14 protein-coding genes are annotated in these 15,099 nt (G+C 54.5%); 2 read left to right on the top strand and 12 right to left on the bottom strand.

Going from position 1 to position 15,099, the window contains the following annotated elements:
- Nucleotides 1–6 precede the first annotated feature (6 nt).
- On the bottom strand, nucleotides 7–894 hold the full coding sequence (locus tag PXG97_RS15105) for a phosphatase PAP2 family protein (protein WP_276498616.1): 888 nt from the start codon (nucleotides 892–894) through the stop codon (nucleotides 7–9).
- Between the two features lie 185 nt (nucleotides 895–1,079).
- On the opposite strand from PXG97_RS15105, the gene PXG97_RS15100 reads away from it, so the two are divergent.
- Entirely contained in the window at nucleotides 1,080–2,597 is a 1,518-nt protein-coding gene (locus PXG97_RS15100) for an NAD(P)H-hydrate dehydratase (RefSeq protein WP_276498615.1), read from the top strand.
- Here the strand turns inward: PXG97_RS15100 and PXG97_RS15095 are convergent.
- The 11 genes from PXG97_RS15095 to PXG97_RS15045 all read right to left on the bottom strand — a co-directional run bounded on the left by PXG97_RS15095 (nucleotide 2,578) and on the right by PXG97_RS15045 (nucleotide 11,949).
- Complete coding sequence (locus PXG97_RS15095; RefSeq protein ID WP_276498614.1) at nucleotides 2,578–3,477, bottom strand: UbiA prenyltransferase family protein; 900 nt, start codon at nucleotides 3,475–3,477, stop codon at nucleotides 2,578–2,580. The genes PXG97_RS15100 and PXG97_RS15095 overlap by 20 nt on opposite strands.
- A 153-nt stretch (nucleotides 3,478–3,630) precedes the next feature.
- A complete protein-coding gene (locus tag PXG97_RS15090; protein ID WP_276498613.1) occupies nucleotides 3,631–4,206 on the bottom strand; it encodes an inorganic diphosphatase in 576 nt (191 codons plus the stop codon).
- Between the two features lie 56 nt (nucleotides 4,207–4,262).
- A complete protein-coding gene (gene pafA / locus PXG97_RS15085) occupies nucleotides 4,263–5,963 on the bottom strand; it encodes an alkaline phosphatase PafA (RefSeq protein ID WP_276498612.1) in 1,701 nt (566 codons plus the stop codon).
- A gap of 203 nt (nucleotides 5,964–6,166) precedes the next feature.
- Nucleotides 6,167–7,057, bottom strand: coding sequence for an ATP synthase F1 subunit gamma (gene atpG / locus PXG97_RS15080; protein WP_276498611.1), 891 nt, complete (start codon nucleotides 7,055–7,057; stop codon nucleotides 6,167–6,169).
- A gap of 70 nt (nucleotides 7,058–7,127) precedes the next feature.
- A complete protein-coding gene (atpA, locus tag PXG97_RS15075) occupies nucleotides 7,128–8,708 on the bottom strand; it encodes a F0F1 ATP synthase subunit alpha (protein ID WP_276498610.1) in 1,581 nt (526 codons plus the stop codon).
- Nucleotides 8,709–8,710: 2 nt separating this feature from the next.
- Nucleotides 8,711–9,268, bottom strand: a complete 558-nt coding sequence (atpH, locus tag PXG97_RS15070) for an ATP synthase F1 subunit delta (RefSeq protein ID WP_276498609.1) — start codon at nucleotides 9,266–9,268, stop codon at nucleotides 8,711–8,713.
- A 51-nt stretch (nucleotides 9,269–9,319) separates the two neighbouring features.
- Complete coding sequence (locus PXG97_RS15065; protein ID WP_276498608.1) at nucleotides 9,320–9,814, bottom strand: F0F1 ATP synthase subunit B; 495 nt, start codon at nucleotides 9,812–9,814, stop codon at nucleotides 9,320–9,322.
- A 148-nt stretch (nucleotides 9,815–9,962) separates the two neighbouring features.
- On the bottom strand, nucleotides 9,963–10,220 hold the full coding sequence (gene atpE, locus PXG97_RS15060; RefSeq protein WP_025608468.1) for an ATP synthase F0 subunit C: 258 nt from the start codon (nucleotides 10,218–10,220) through the stop codon (nucleotides 9,963–9,965).
- 37 nt (nucleotides 10,221–10,257) lie between these two features.
- The gene (gene atpB / locus PXG97_RS15055; RefSeq protein ID WP_276498606.1) at nucleotides 10,258–11,274 is read right to left on the bottom strand and encodes a F0F1 ATP synthase subunit A; all 1,017 of its coding nucleotides are present in this window, start codon (nucleotides 11,272–11,274) and stop codon (nucleotides 10,258–10,260) included.
- 43 nt (nucleotides 11,275–11,317) lie between these two features.
- Complete coding sequence (locus tag PXG97_RS15050; protein ID WP_276498605.1) at nucleotides 11,318–11,701, bottom strand: hypothetical protein; 384 nt, start codon at nucleotides 11,699–11,701, stop codon at nucleotides 11,318–11,320.
- A gap of 5 nt (nucleotides 11,702–11,706) precedes the next feature.
- The gene (locus PXG97_RS15045; RefSeq protein ID WP_276498604.1) at nucleotides 11,707–11,949 is read right to left on the bottom strand and encodes an AtpZ/AtpI family protein; all 243 of its coding nucleotides are present in this window, start codon (nucleotides 11,947–11,949) and stop codon (nucleotides 11,707–11,709) included.
- A 305-nt stretch (nucleotides 11,950–12,254) separates the two neighbouring features.
- Here PXG97_RS15045 and porW point away from each other — a divergent pair, with 305 nt between their 5' ends.
- Entirely contained in the window at nucleotides 12,255–15,098 is a 2,844-nt protein-coding gene (gene porW, locus PXG97_RS15040; protein ID WP_276498603.1) for a type IX secretion system periplasmic lipoprotein PorW/SprE, read from the top strand.
- Nucleotide 15,099: the final 1 nt, after the last annotated feature.

Genomic DNA, 15,099 nt, shown 5'->3' with positions numbered 1-15,099 from the left:
TATAGGTTAAAAGGTTACACTCAGCCCCACCCCCGGGCTTCCGTTGGGCAGCACCGTCGGCACCACCATGGTGTTCAGCCCTTTGTCTTTTGCAAACTTATCGTGCAGCCAGTATACGGTGTTTACCGAAAGGATGCCCACACCGGCTCCGGCCAGCACATCAGCCATCCAGTGCTCGTTGTTGAGCATGCGCATCACGCCGGTGCCGGTGGCGATGGCGTAGCTGCCCACACTCACCCACGGGCTCTTGTGCCGGAACTCCTTATCCACCACAGTGGCAATAGTAAAGGCGTAGGCCGTATGGCCCGACGGAAAAGCGGTGGGGTCTCCATTCGGCCGGTCTATATCTGTCAGCTTCTTCGTGGGCCACACCAGGGCAGAGGTTAGCGCACCGGAGGCGATGAGCAGTTTTGTCTGCCGCCCCACCTCGTGCCGGTTCTGCGAGGAGAAAGCGTTGAAGCCATACAGGTAGGCCAGCGGCACAAAGAAAACGTAGTCATCCACCTTGGTGGCAAAGTCCGGTGTATGCTTGTTGCGGATATCACGGGCATCAAAGCTGCTGAATACACCCCGGTCCTGAATGGTATAGATGCCGAGGCCGATGAGGGCAGCGGCCGGAATTACGGCACGCTTCAGGTAGCGCTTATTCTCCCCCTCCCGCAGCTGCGCCTCTGTGAAGGGGTGTTTTTGACCCGGGTAAACGGTATCACCCTCCGCCGTGATAATTGCCTTGTTCCGTAAATCGAAAGCCGGGGCCGCGCTTGTGTCTGCTTCTACAGGCGTAGGCATCACGGCTCCTGTACTTACATCCGGTTGTTGCGTTTGCGCCAGCACGGGGTTTGCCAACACCGTTAGCCCCAGCAGCAAAGCAGTCAGTTTATTCTTCAGTTCCAATTCTCCTAGCAGGTTTTTAAGTTTGAGCAGTAGCTAATAAACTGCATTTTAGCATAATTTGTGCCACAGCCGCTGCTTTTTCTGGTGAGCAGCTTCGGGATCAGCCAAGCAGGCTTGTCATCTGCACCCGCAACCGAAGCAGCACTTAAAAGTATATGTAGGCATACCTAACCCAGCTGTTTCACATGAAAATCCTTACTGCCGCCCAAACCCGCGAAGCCGACGCTTTTACGATCCGTGAAGAAGGCATTTCTTCCACCGATCTGATGGAACGGGCGGCTAAAGCCTTTACCGGCTGGTTCGAAAATAAGTTTCAGCCCGGCAGGGAGGTGCACATCCTCTGCGGCCCGGGCAACAACGGCGGCGACGGCCTGGCAGTGGCGCGGTTGCTGCACGAGCGCCGGTATAAGGTACAGCCATATGTGGTGGGTGACATCACCAAAGCTTCGGATGACTTTAACGTAAACCTCAGGCGCCTGCCACCGGAGCTGCACCCCATCCACGTGGAACAGGATGGCCCCATACCTGCGCTTAAAGAGGATGCGCTTGTGGTGGACGCCCTCTTCGGTACCGGCCTGAACCGCCCCGTAACCGGCTTGTATGCCCAGGTGATTGATGCGCTGAATGGCAGCGGCGCCACCATCACCGCCATCGATATCCCCTCCGGCCTCTACACCGACAGCCAGACACCCGAAGAAGGGGCGATCATAAGGGCGAGTTACACAGTCAGCTTTGAGCTTCCCAAGCTGGCTTTCCTGCTGCCGCAGCATGAGCCTTTTGTGGGCGAGTGGCAGGTGGTACCCATCGGGCTCAGCCAGCGGTTTATCTCAGAGGTGGAGTCAGACTTATACTGCACCAAGCAGGAGGAGATGCAACAGCTGCTAAAGCTCCGTAGGAAGTTTTCGCACAAGGGCACGTATGGGCATGCCCTGCTGCTCTGTGGTGGCTACGGCAAAATGGGAGCCGCCGTGCTGGCTGCCCGCGCCTGCCTCCGCGGCGGCATCGGCCTGCTCACGGTGCAGGTGCCGCAGGCGGGTTACCCCATCCTGCAAACGGCCGTGCCCGAGGCCATGACCCTGACCGATAAAAACCGAAAACACCTTTCGGAGCTGCCACAGGGCATGGAGAAGTACAGCGTGGTGGGAATCGGCCCGGGCATTGGCACTGAGCGTGTTACCAAGACGGCCATAGGGCAGCTGCTAAGTACTTCTTCTCACCCTATTGTGCTAGATGCCGATGCCATCAACCTGGTTGCATCCAGTGAGAAGTTAAAAGGGCAACTGTACAAGAAGCAGGTGGTTTTTACGCCGCACCCCAAGGAGTTTGAGCGGCTCGTGGGAAAAGTGAAGAATGACTATGACCGCCTGCAGCACCTGCGGGAATTCTGCCTGGAGTATGGCTGCCACGTGGTTCTAAAGGGCAACCACACCGCCGTTGGCACCCCCGAAGGCAAGGTATACTTTAACACCACCGGTAACCCCGGCCTGGCCACAGGCGGCACCGGCGATGTGCTGACGGGTATCATCACAGCGCTGGTGGGGCAGCAGTATACGCTAGGGGAGGCCTGCCGGCTTGGGGTGTTTATACATGGCCTGGCCGCCGACCTGGCGCTGCAACGTGTGGGGGATATAGCCATGACGGCCTCCGATGTGATAGACCACCTGCCCAAGGCTTTCCTGCACCTTAGCCGGCCATTGCCATAGCCAGCAGCACCAGCCCGGCGTGCAGCAGCATGGCCCCGTCGGCAAGTATGGCAAAGTATGCCCGTGGCCGGTTTTCCGCTGATCGCCATACGATGACCGCTGCTCCCAGCGCACTGGCCAGCAGGGCCCAAAGCACAAGGCCCCTCTCCCCGCTTGCCAGCAACACCAGCACATACAGCAGCAGCAGCCCCAGCGACAGTAGCTTGGTGTTGCGCACGCCTATCCACCCCGGAAAGGTCAGCGTGTTCATGTCGCGGTCGTAGGCATAGTCGCGGACATCGAAGAGGAGAGCGAGGGCAAGTATGAACAGGAAGCGGCGCAGAAACAGCCACAGCACCTCCGGCTGCCATGCGTCCAGGCCTGCGTCCAACAGCGGGAACATGGCCGTCACCACGGCCCATACATAGGCGATCAAAAATACCTTGAGCAGCGGCACACTGCGCAGCGGCTTTACCCGCTTCCGCTTGTACAGCACCGGCACCGTATACCCCACCGAGATCAGGGCCAGGTGCAGCAGAAACCATGGGTCTATGCGGAGCCCAAACCAGAAGTATACGCCTGCCGCCGCCGCTATGCTCAGCAGCCCCAGCACCGCCAGTTCCCTCTTGTGCCGCTGCCCCCACACCGGATCCTGCCTGTTTATACTTTGGTTGGGACGCCGGAGCATGCTTTGCACACTGCTGAGGTTATAGGTAAACAGGGTGGCCAGAAAAACAAACACGGCCATGGGCCCCGACACCGGCAGCCCCGCCAGCAGGTACGTTTCCACCGTAAGCGCAAAGCCGCAGAAAGAGATGAAGGCGCTGCTGTAAAGCAACCCCTCCAGCAGCCGGTATGGCTGCTGCGCCTTTCTTTCTCCGATGTCTTTGTTCACACTCATCTTCCTTTGCAAGTACGCAACAAATCCAGCCGCAATCAAATGCCTTCGCTGTTAACGAGCATGTGGCCTTGCCCTATACTTCTTGCTGCCTCTCAAAAAGAAAAGCCCGGCACAGGTTACCCCACGCCAGGCTTAACAGGAAAAGTAATGTTTTTAGAGTGCCTTTTCTTTTTTTGTCGGCTCCCCGAAGGTGGTGTTGTATAGCTCAATGCTATCCTGGATGATCTTCATGGCATGCTCACGACCCAGGAACTGCTCCACGATCACCTCTTTGTGCTCCAGTTTCTTGTAGTCCTCGAAGAAACGGCGCATCTCCAGCAGCGTGTGCGGCGGCAGCTCCGAAATATCATTGATGTGGCGCACCGACATGTCGTTATAGGCAACGGCGATGATTTTGTCGTCTTCCTCGTTGTTATCGATCATCTGCATTACGCCAATCACTTTCGCGTCTATCAGGCACATCGGCTGCACGTCTATCGAGCAGATCACCAGTATATCGAGCGGGTCTTTGTCGTCGCAGTAGGTTTGTGGGATAAAGCCATAGTTGGCTGGGTAGTTAACCGATGAGAAAAGCACACGGTCCAGCTTCAGCATGCCGCTATCCTTATCCAACTCATACTTGGCCTTTGATCCTTTCGGAATCTCAATGATAGCCGTTACCACCTCTGGCGACATCTCGCCGTAGCTTACGCTATGCCATGGATTGTTTTTGTCCTCTGTATTCTCCATATTCCTCGTTAATGTTAGTCGCGCCGTCAATCTGTTCTTCTTCAGGCGCTATGGTTTTATTTCATGTATACTTGTAATGGTTTGCCCACGCTGCCATTCGGCTCCTGTATGTATAGCCAAGCGGCTAGCGTGGCGGCTATGTCAGAGACCTCTGCCTGTGCGTCGCTTTCGCCTGGCTGCACTTTCCAGCCATACCACAGCAGCGGCACGTGGGTGTCATAATTCGAGTAGGAGCCGTGCGTGGTGCCTTTCGGCTCTTTGCCGTAACCCTCAAACCAGCCTGGCTCCAGCAGCACGATCACATCGCCGGAGCGCTTGGCATGGAAGCCGCTCTCTACACGCGCCATCATGCCCATACCCCAGTTGCTGCTTTGCAGGACAGTGGCTGGCACGGCACGCATCACCCCGTCGAAGCGCAGCACGTAATCCGCCACGCGCTGCTGCACCTCGCTAAGACTAAGCTTCTTGTCATTTACCGCCTTACGGTTCAGGTAGAGCTGCTGGTTCATGTAGCGCTGCAGCCACTCTGCTTTCCCATAGGTTTCATCCAGGTAAGCTTCTACAGAGTCGCGAATCACAGCAGAAGAGCCTAAGCCTGCCGGCACCTTCATTTCCTGCAGAAAGGCGGGCACATGAGCTGCCCCATGGTCTGCTGTCAGAAAGAAAAGCACTTCGCCTTTGCCTACCTCGTTTTCAATGGTGCTGATCAGTTCCGCCATCTCACGGTCCAGGCGCAAAAATACGTCCTGCGCCTCTATGGAGTTAGGTCCGAATGAATGGCCTACATAGTCTGTGGTAGAGAAGCTGACCGTCAGGAAGTCCGTGACATCATCCTTGCCTAACTCTTCTCCTCTCAACGCTGCCAGGGCAAAATCCTTTGTAATGGTGTTACCGGCAGGCACAGAGCGGATCAGCTCAAAGTCTTTTCCTCTAATGGCTGGCACGTTGTGCGGGAACACCGGGCGCTCCTCGCCTTTTAGCGTGTGCTCCCATGGTACATCATCGGCCGTGCTCTCGGTATACTCTTCTATCGGCAGCAGTGTTTCCCATGGCTGGCTCAGGTATTTGTCAGCCAGTTTCTGGCTGTTAAACTCCTGCACCCACTGTGGCAGCTGCTCGTGGTAGAACGTGCTCGTGATCCAGTTGCCGCTCTTCGAGTCAAACCAGTAAGCACCGTTTGCCAGATGGCCAGCCGGCAGTATGGAGCCCCTGTCTTTCAGCGCTACCCCTACCACTTTGGCTTGCTTGTTTGTGGCCAGCCGCAGCTCATCCGTAATAGTGGTTGTCTTCAGGTTAGCCGGAGACATCAGGCCTGCATCAGAGTCGCTGCCCACTGTCTGCACGCTTTTATCCTCTACACAGTATACTACACTTTTTTGGTCTCTGTCGTACCAGCTATTGCCAACGATGCCGTTGAATGCCGGTACGCTGCCGGTGTAAATAGATGCATGGCCCGGACCTGTATAGGTTGGCACATAGCTGTACTGCGTATTCTTAAAGTTAAAGCCCTGCGACAGCATCTTTTTAAAGCCATCGTTGCCATACTTGCTCCAGTAGCGGTAGAGGTAGTCGTAGCGCATTTGGTCTACCACTATTCCCACTATCAGCTTCGGACGCTGCTGTATAGGGTCTTCTACAGTGCTTACGGCTGTTGTCTTAGATGGCGAAGCGGCAGGGGCATTAGGCGTGGTGCCGGCACAAGCGCTCAGCAGCAGCACCGAGGCTACCGTAGCTTTGGCCCAACCTAATGTTCTCATTAACTGTGTGTATCTCATTCTTCTATAGCTCGTTTCCGACAAATATAAGAACTGCAGCGCATTAATACGCCTTTCTTGGTGTCGCAACGCTTATTTCACGAATTGTTAACACGCCTGCTGCCAGGTGCCATACAACAGGTGCTTATAAAACAAGCAGCGCCCACTTGTACGGGTGGGCGCTGCTCCTGAATCTTTAGCTTTGCTTATTCTGAAGCCAAAGCCTCTGCACCACCAACAATCTCGAGGATTTCCTTCGTGATGGCTGCCTGCCTTGTCCTGTTGTATGTCAGTTTCAGCTGCTTTAATAGCTCACCTGCGTTTTCTGTTGCCTTGTCCATGGCCGTCATACGGGCACCGTGCTCCGAAGCATTCGACTCCAGTACCGCCTTGTACACCTGGATCTTCAGCGATTTTGGGATCAGCTCTTCCACGATCTGCTCCTTCGATGGCTCAAAGGTGTAGTCGATCAGCGTCATCTCCGCATCCGCTTCCTCAGCCGGCTTCTCCACAATCGGGAGGAACTGCTCCTGGCGCACGATCTGCGTCGCAACGTTCTTGAACTCGTTGTAAATGACGTCCACTTTGTCAAACTCACCGGCCACAAAGCCCGCCATGGCACGCTCCGCTGCCACGCGCACGGTATCGAAGGACAGGTTCGTGAAGGTGTTGCTGTAGTCGCCAATAACGTTATAGCCTCTCTTGCGGAAGGCATCGAAGCCTTTGCGGCCAATGGTCATGATGGTCAGGTTACCGGCCTCGAACTGGCTTCTGTACTGGCCGTTTACGAGCGCATTAACTGCTTTCACAATGTTAGAGTTGAATGCACCTGCCAGGCCACGGTCAGAGGTAACCGCAATGATCAGCACCTTATTCGCTTCGCGCTTCTCAGCGTAAGGGTTTGTTACAGCACCCTCTGCCATAGAGGAGAGGTTCGTCAGGATGCCGCTCAGGCGCTGCGCATAAGGGCGCATGCGCAGAATACTGTCCTGTGCGCGTCTTAGCTTGGCAGCCGAAACCATTTTCATGGCTTTGGTGATCTGCTGCGTAGACGATACAGATGTAATGCGGCTTCTAACCTCTTTTAAACTTGCCATATTTTATCGCTATGAGCAAAAGCCAGGGTTAAAGGCGCCTGCCCCTAACCCCAGCCTCTTTACTTAAAGACTATTTGTTATACTTTGCAGCGGTTTCCTTCGCCACTTGCTTGATAACGCCAGTGGTTTCGTCATCCAGCTTACCAACTCTCAGAGCATTCAGGGCATCCGCATGCTGTGCACGCATGTTGCGCAGGAAGTCTTTCTCAAAGTTTCTTACCTCCGATACCGGAACTGTATCCAGCAGACCGTTTGTAGCGGCATAGATAGTAGCCACCTGCTCCTCTACCGGTACCGGCGAGAACTGCGCCTGCTTCAGGATCTCCAGGTTACGACGGCCACGCTCGATGGTCAGCTTGGTAGCGGCATCCAGGTCAGAGCCGAACTTAGCGAAAGCCTCCAACTCGCGGAACTGCGCCTGGTCAAGCTTCAGGGTACCGGCTACTTTCTTCATCGACTTGATCTGCGCAGAACCACCCACACGCGATACCGAGATACCTACGTTGATGGCCGGACGAACACCCGCGTTGAACAGGTTCGTCTCCAGGAAGATCTGACCGTCCGTGATCGAGATCACGTTTGTCGGGATATAGGCAGATACGTCACCCGCCTGCGTCTCGATGATCGGAAGGGCTGTCAGAGAGCCACCGCCTTTCACCAGGTGCTTGATAGACTCTGGCAGGTCGTTCATGTTCTGGGCGATCTCATCCGATGCGTTGATCTTCGCGGCACGCTCCAGCAAGCGAGAGTGCAGGTAGAATACGTCACCTGGGTAAGCCTCACGTCCTGGTGGACGACGCAGCAGCAGGGATACCTCACGGTAAGCCACCGCCTGCTTCGAAAGGTCGTCATAAACAACCAGGGCAGGGCGGCCTGTGTCACGGAAGAACTCACCGATGGCAGCACCTGTAAATGGCGCGAAGAACTGCATTGGAGCAGGGTCAGCGGCAGAAGCAGCTACTACTACCGTGTAGTCCATGGCGCCACCCTCTTGCAGGGCCTTCACCACCTGAGCTACTGTAGACGCTTTCTGGCCAACGGCTACGTAGATACAGAAAACAGGCTCGCCTCTGTCGTAGAATTCACGCTGGTTCAGGATGGTATCGATAGCAACCGCAGTCTTTCCTGTCTGGCGGTCACCGATGATCAATTCACGCTGGCCACGGCCGATTGGAATCATAGAGTCGATCGCCTTGATGCCTGTCTGCATCGGCTCGTTTACCGGCTGGCGGTAGATTACGCCTGGTGCTTTACGCTCCAGCGGCATCTCATACAGCTCACCCGAGATTGGACCTTTGCCGTCGATTGGCTGGCCCAGTGTATTTACAACACGGCCAACAATGCCGTCGCCTACTTTGATAGAGGCAATTCGGTTTGTTCTTCTTACAGTGGCGCCCTCTTTGATCTCGCTGTAGTCACCGAGCAATACGGCACCTACGTTGTCCTCTTCCAGGTTCAGAACGAGTGCCTGCAGGCCGTTCTCGAACTCTAAAAGCTCACCAGACTGAGCCTTGGAAAGGCCATAGATGCGAGCGACACCGTCACCCACTTGCAGCACAGTACCTACTTCTTCCAGTTCCGCCTCGGTACGGAAGTTAGATAGCTGTTCTCTTAATATGGCTGATACTTCGTCAGGTCTTACTTCTGCCATGATTATAGTTTATTAATGTATGGGTTGTCTTTAAATTGATTTCTAAGCTTGCGAAGACTGTTCCTCACCGAGCTATCGATTTGTTTATCTCCTACTGTCAGTACAAAACCGCCGATGAGCGATGGGTCCACGCGCTCCACCAGCTCGATGCGCTTGCCAGTCTGGGCCACCAGTTTCTGGCCCAGCTCGTCGCGCAAGGCAGGCGTAAGCGGCACCGCAGAAACAACTTCTGCGCTTTGTATCCCCTGCTTGATGCGGTACTGCTCCTGGAAAGAGGTTGCCACGGCGTTCAGCACAGCCTCACGGTTTTTGCGGGCGATCAGGTTAAAGAAAGCCAGCGTCAGCTCCTGCACCTTGCCTTTGAAAACCTTGTTGATGATCGCCAGCTTTTTGTCTGACTTCACAATGGGGTTCTGCAGCAGCAGCTTGAAATCACGGTTTTGGGAAACGACCTGCGAGAACAGCTGCATATCTGCATTTACCTGCTCCAGCACCTTCTTCTCCTCAGCCAGTTCAATCAGCGACTTCGCATATCTGGAAGCAACTCTAATATCTGACATAGTTGTTTATGTTGCAGCGGCACTGCCTGGGCAGCCCGCGTTTATACTTTATTAGTTAAGCGTTACTTCTCGGATATAATCCTGCGCCAGTGCCTGCTGCGCGTTCTTGTCGCTCAGCTCTTTTCGCAGGATCTGCTCGGCAATTTCCAGCGACAGAGAGGCAGCCATGTTCTTCACCTCCGTGATCGCGGCACGCTTCTCATTCTCAATCGACTCACGGGCCTGCTCAATCATGCGGGCACCCTCCTCGTTGGCCTTCAGCTTGGCAGTTTCCACAATGCCATTGGCAGCATCCGTTGCCTCTTTCAGAATTTTGTCGCGCTCCAGGCGGGCCTCAGCCAGCAGCTTCTCGTTATCGGCTTTCAGCGCCTGCATCTCCAGCTTTGCTTTCTCTGCGGCGCTCAGGGCGTTCTCGATAGAAGCCTCACGCTCGTTCAGCGCGTTCATGATCGGCTTCCAAGCAAACTTACCAAGCAGGAACAGAACGATCAGGAACGTTACCGTCTGCCAGAAAAGTAGACCAATACCAGGGGTTACTAATTCCATTGTTTATGTAGGTTGAATATTAGGTTCTTTTGCAACAGCCGCTTTGGCTGCCATTTAACTATATCGGAACTATGACTTTGATCTCATCGTCTGGGCCATGCGCCCAGACGTGAGATCAGGTAATGTTAGCTTGTTACTCTAAAAGTAATTAAGCAATAGCGATCAGAAGACACACTACTACACCGAACAGGGTTACACCCTCGATAAGTGCAGAAGAGATAATCATGGCAGTTTGGATTTTGCCACCAGCCTCTGGCTGACGAGCAATAGACTCCATAGCGGAACCACCGATACGACCGATACCAAGACCAGCGCCAAGGGCAACCAGACCTGCACCGATACCGGCACCCATGATACCAAGACCAGCGCCTTCAGAAACAGCTTGAAGCAGAATTGCTAACAACATAGTTATAGAAATATATAGTTAAAAAATAAAATTCAGATTAATGATGGTCCTCCGCGTGGTCATGCTCCTCTACCGCGCCGCCAAAGTACATGGCCGACAGCAGCGTGAAGATATAGGCCTGCAGCAGGGCCACAAACAGCTCCAGGAAGTTCATGAACGTGGCAAAGGCCACACTCAGCGGCCCAACCGCGATGCTCTGGAAAATAAAGATCAAGCTAAACAGCGACAGAATGATGATGTGGCCCGCCGTGATGTTCGCAAAAAGTCGGACCATCAGGGAGAAAGGCTTCGTCAGGATACCGATCAACTCCACCGGGATCATGATCGGGGCAAGCCAGGTTGGTACGCCAGGCGTCGCGAAGATGTGCTTCCAGTAGCTCTTGTTGCCGCTGAACACGGTAATGAGCAGGGTAATCAGGGCCAGCACCAGCGTTACCGCAATGTTACCGGTCAGGTTGGCGCCGCCCGGCATCAGGCCCAGCAGGTTGTTAAACCAGATAAAGAAGAACACGGTGAGCAGGTACGGCATGTAGCGCTCATACTTCGGACCGATGTTCGCCTTGGCAATCTCGTCGCGGATAAAGATGATGATTGGCTCAAAGAAGGACTGGATGCCACGCGGAGCGGCTTTCGGGTTGTTCTTGTAGCGGCCTGCGATAACAAAGAAAATACCCAGCAGCAGGGCCACACTAACAAACATAGAGGCCACGTTCTTAGTGATAGAAAAATCATACAGGCCTGCATGGCTCTCCAATGGCTCACCCGCCTCATCCACTTTCACGATGTGGCCATGATTCAGGGCATAGCCGTTGTATGGCACCGTCTCGTGGTTCTCGTTGTAGAAATTGTGAGAAGAGAATACCTTAAACTCACCATTGTCTACCAGTATAACGGGCAGGTACACCACCGCACCGTCAGCAAAATGCCAGGTATAATCATCCGCGATGTGGTGCGTGATCATATCCCCTGGCTGGAACTCTCCGCCTTCCACAGGCGCTTCAGCAAAAGCAGTCAGCGTAAGGAAGGAAAACAATAGAACGAATAACCTCTTCATTAAGAATGATTTAGAAGCAAGATTTTACAGACAGAACCTACCGTTAATTCTGCCCTCTCAAATGCGGGCGCAAGTTAGCCAACAAACTGTAAATTTCAAACCCGGTAAAGAGGAAATATAACGCAAAGAAGTTGAAGACGAACTGCAAACGCCCATCCTTAAAGAACCAGACGTACAGGGCCACCACCCCGATACTCAGCACAACCCTGAACCCCATGGAGGCAAAATAGTACACCTGGAAATTCTCAGGGTCGTTTTTGTGCCCAAGTTGGGTGAGGTAGTAGGTAAACCCGGTGATGAAGACAAAGAAGACAAGCATGTACCAGATATAGCTGTGCAGCAGTGTGTAACCGGTAAATTGCAGCAGCGCGCCTGTTATCACACAAAGTATAGCCGTCAGCACGGCCAGGTTTCGAACAAACTTCACAAGGTTTATTTTTTGTTGATAGATAGTATGGTCAGGATCATGGTAGCGATAACAGCCAGCAGCAGCAGTGCAATGGTAAACCAGGGCTTATCGTTCCCCACCTGTGCATCCAGCCAGCGCCCGGCAAAAGCCGCCAGTACCAGCGCCCCGATCATCTGGAATGCCATGCCCGAGTATTTCACGTAAGGCTTTATACTTTCCTGCCTGCGCTGCTCAGGCTTCTGCTCCTTTTCCGGGTTATTCTCCATGTGTGTCAGAAGTTTGCAAAGATACTCCTTTTTACGGGTAAAAGCGCCAAAGCAGTGTAAAGCCGCAAAGTATACTTGGCCTGAAACCATTTAGATTTTTGTATAGTTCAATAGCAGGCCTCCGCCAGGCTATATGCTTAACTATCCGATGATTATTGTATTTTTGTAGATAACCTGCAGCACAGCTCCTTTAGGAACGACGCTGCACGGGCTGTTACAGCAAGTATGGCTATACTTTCGGCCTTGGCTCAGACGTTTATACTTTATATAATAAGAAGCACCCAAACCAGCTGCACACCATCGCCTTGAACAAGAAACCGCTGCACATATTTTTTATACTTGCCGGGCTGCTGCTGGCGGCATGCTCTGCCGAGCGCAACAACCCGCTCAGCAAAACTTACCACAACACCACGGCCCGCTACAACGGTTACTTCCTGGCCAAGGAGAAGCTGCGCCTGTTGGAGGAGCAGTTGCAGGAGCAAGCCCTGTACGACTACAGCCAGGTTCTCCCGATCTTCCCGCCGCTGGATACGGCCAAGGCTACCGCCCTGGCCGCCGACCTGGAAGACATCAAGAAGAAAGCCTCTTTCCCGATACAGTACCACCAGAACAGCAAGTGGGTAGACAACAGCTATGTACTCATCGGCAAGGCCAACTTTTATGAGCTGGACTTTGAAGAAGCCGTGCGCACCTTTAAGTATGTGAACGCGAATGGCAAAGGCAAAGACGAGCGGCACGAGGCACTGGTGTGGCTCATGCGCTCCTTTATAGAACTAGGCGAAATGGAAAACGCGCAGCAGGTATCGGAGTACCTGCGCAAGGAGCGCCTGAACCGGGACAACGCCCGCGAGCTGTACCTGACCCGCGCGCAGTACCACCGCCTGCAGGGCGACACAGCCCAGGTGATCGAGAACCTGGCGCTCTCGCTGCCCAACTTTGAGGAGAAGGACGCGGAATCGAGGGCGCGCTATACCCTGGGGCAGCTGTATCAGCTAACGGGACAGCAGAAGGAAGCCAACAAACAGTACAGCAAAGTGCTGCGCAACAACCCGCCCTACGACCTTGGCTTCTTCAGCCGCCTAAACCTGGGGCAGGTAACGGAGCTGGCCGACAACAATGACGTGCAACGCATTGAAGGCTATTACCAGAAAATGCTCCGCGACGAGAAGAACAAGGAGTACCGCGACAAGATCTACTATGAAATGGCCCGCTTTGCGCTCCGCCAGCAGCAGCACGAAGAGGCGCTGGAGCACCTGGAGCAGTCGCTGCGCACGCCGGGGGCTTTGCCTAACCAGAAGGCCTATAGTTATGTGCTGGCCGGCGAGATTTACTTCGAGCACCTGAACAAGTATGAGCTGGCTGCCGCCTACTACGATAGTGCCGTGCAGGTATACCCACAGCAGGCCGCCCAATACGAGGCCGTGGCGGAGCGCCGCGACATCCTGGCCGACTTCGCCCAGCAGTATACCACGATCCATACCCAGGACAGCCTGCAGCGGATCGCCAAAATGCCGGAGGCCGAACGCATGGTTTTTCTGCAGCAGCTGGCGCAGCGCCAGGAGGAAGAAAGGCTGGCAGCGCTCGCGCAGGAGCAGGAGCAGGCACAGCGCCAGGAGCAGAGCAGCCGCCGCAATCAGGTACGCAACAACAGAGAAGAAGCCTTCGGCACCAGCAACAGCGGCGGCGTGTGGTATTTTGACAACCCAACGGCCATGGCCACTGCCCGTGCCGAGTTTACCCGCCGCTGGGGCGACCGCCCGAACCAGGACTTCTGGCGCACCCGCACGCGCGGCGATGCCGGAAACCAGCCAGCGCCGGTGGCCCAGGTTCCGGAGAACATGATAACCAAGCCAGCGGAGGAAGTGAGCCCGGAGGCACGCATGCAGGCCCAGGTGGATACGTACCTGCAGAGCCTGCCGCTTTCTACGGTAGCCTTGCAGCAGTCTGAAAGAATGGTGGAGGAGGCGCTTTTCCGCCTGGCCGTCATCTATGCCCAAAACCTGCAGGCTCCAGACGAGGCAATCGCTACCTATGAGCAGCTGCTGCAGCGCTTCCCGCATACCTCACATGCCGCCGAGACGTACTACAGCTTATACTTGCTTTACGGCCGTGCCGGCAACCAGGAACAGCAGCAGGCATACTATAACAAAATAAAGCAGCAGTTTCCGAACACCACCTACGCCCGCCTGCTCGACGATGAGGGTTTTATGGCCAAAACCGCGGCCGACAACATCAAGGTGCATGCGATCTACGACTCGGCCTACGCCTATTATGAGGCAGAGGAGTATAAGCTGGCGCAGGAGCAGCTCCACACCATCACGGCGCAGTATCCCTTTAATGATATCCAGGATAAGGTGATGTTCTTGGATGCCATGGTTACCGCCCGCACCGAGAAGCCGGAGGTACTGCGCGACAAGCTCAACCGCTTCAAGAAAGAGCACAAGGGCAGCCCGCTGGTGAAGCAGGCCGATAAACTATTGGCCACTTATCAGGAGCTGGAGCAGCGAAACCAGCTGCGCGCCGATGCCCCTGCCCCGCCAAAACCCAAGGAAAAAGCCCCAGAGTTGACACCGGAGCAGAAAGTTAGCACAGAAATTGCACAGGCTACCGCGTCGGCTGCCAAGGCTACGCCTGTGGTGCTGCCTCCAGTGGGCACTGCGCAAACCGGTGACTCTACCAAAAAGGAGCAGCCAGTGGCAGCGCAAGACACTGCCGTACAACAGGTGCAGGCGCCATCAACAGCAGTAGCCTCTGACACGCTCCTGAACCCGGCCGCTGACCCAATGGCTTATCGTGCGGAGGCAGACTCAGCCTATTACTTTGTGCTGATCTACCCCAATGGCGAGAAGGCCTTTGCCGACATCGTGCAGAAGTATGAGAAGTATAACACCATGTACTATAAAAAAGAGAACCTAAGCCTGGACACCCTGGACTACGGGGGTGGCAAAACCATGCTGGTGGCCCGCTCTTTCCAGGACCCGAAGCTGGCCAATGCCTACAACGTAAAACAAAAGGCACCCCAGGCTCCGGTTGGTAGAATAAGAGGCGTAGATTTCATTACCTTTGTGATCTCTTCTGCCAACTACGAGAAATTTATACAGAAGAAAGATCCTGAAGTTTACCTGACCTTCTTCAAAGACAATTACTAAT

Origin of the sequence: Pontibacter litorisediminis, assembly GCF_029360645.1 — a bacterium.
Lineage (GTDB): Bacteria > Bacteroidota > Bacteroidia > Cytophagales > Hymenobacteraceae > Pontibacter > Pontibacter litorisediminis.
Note: the sequence above shows the minus strand (reverse complement) of the source record. Positions and strands in the feature narration are given on the sequence as shown.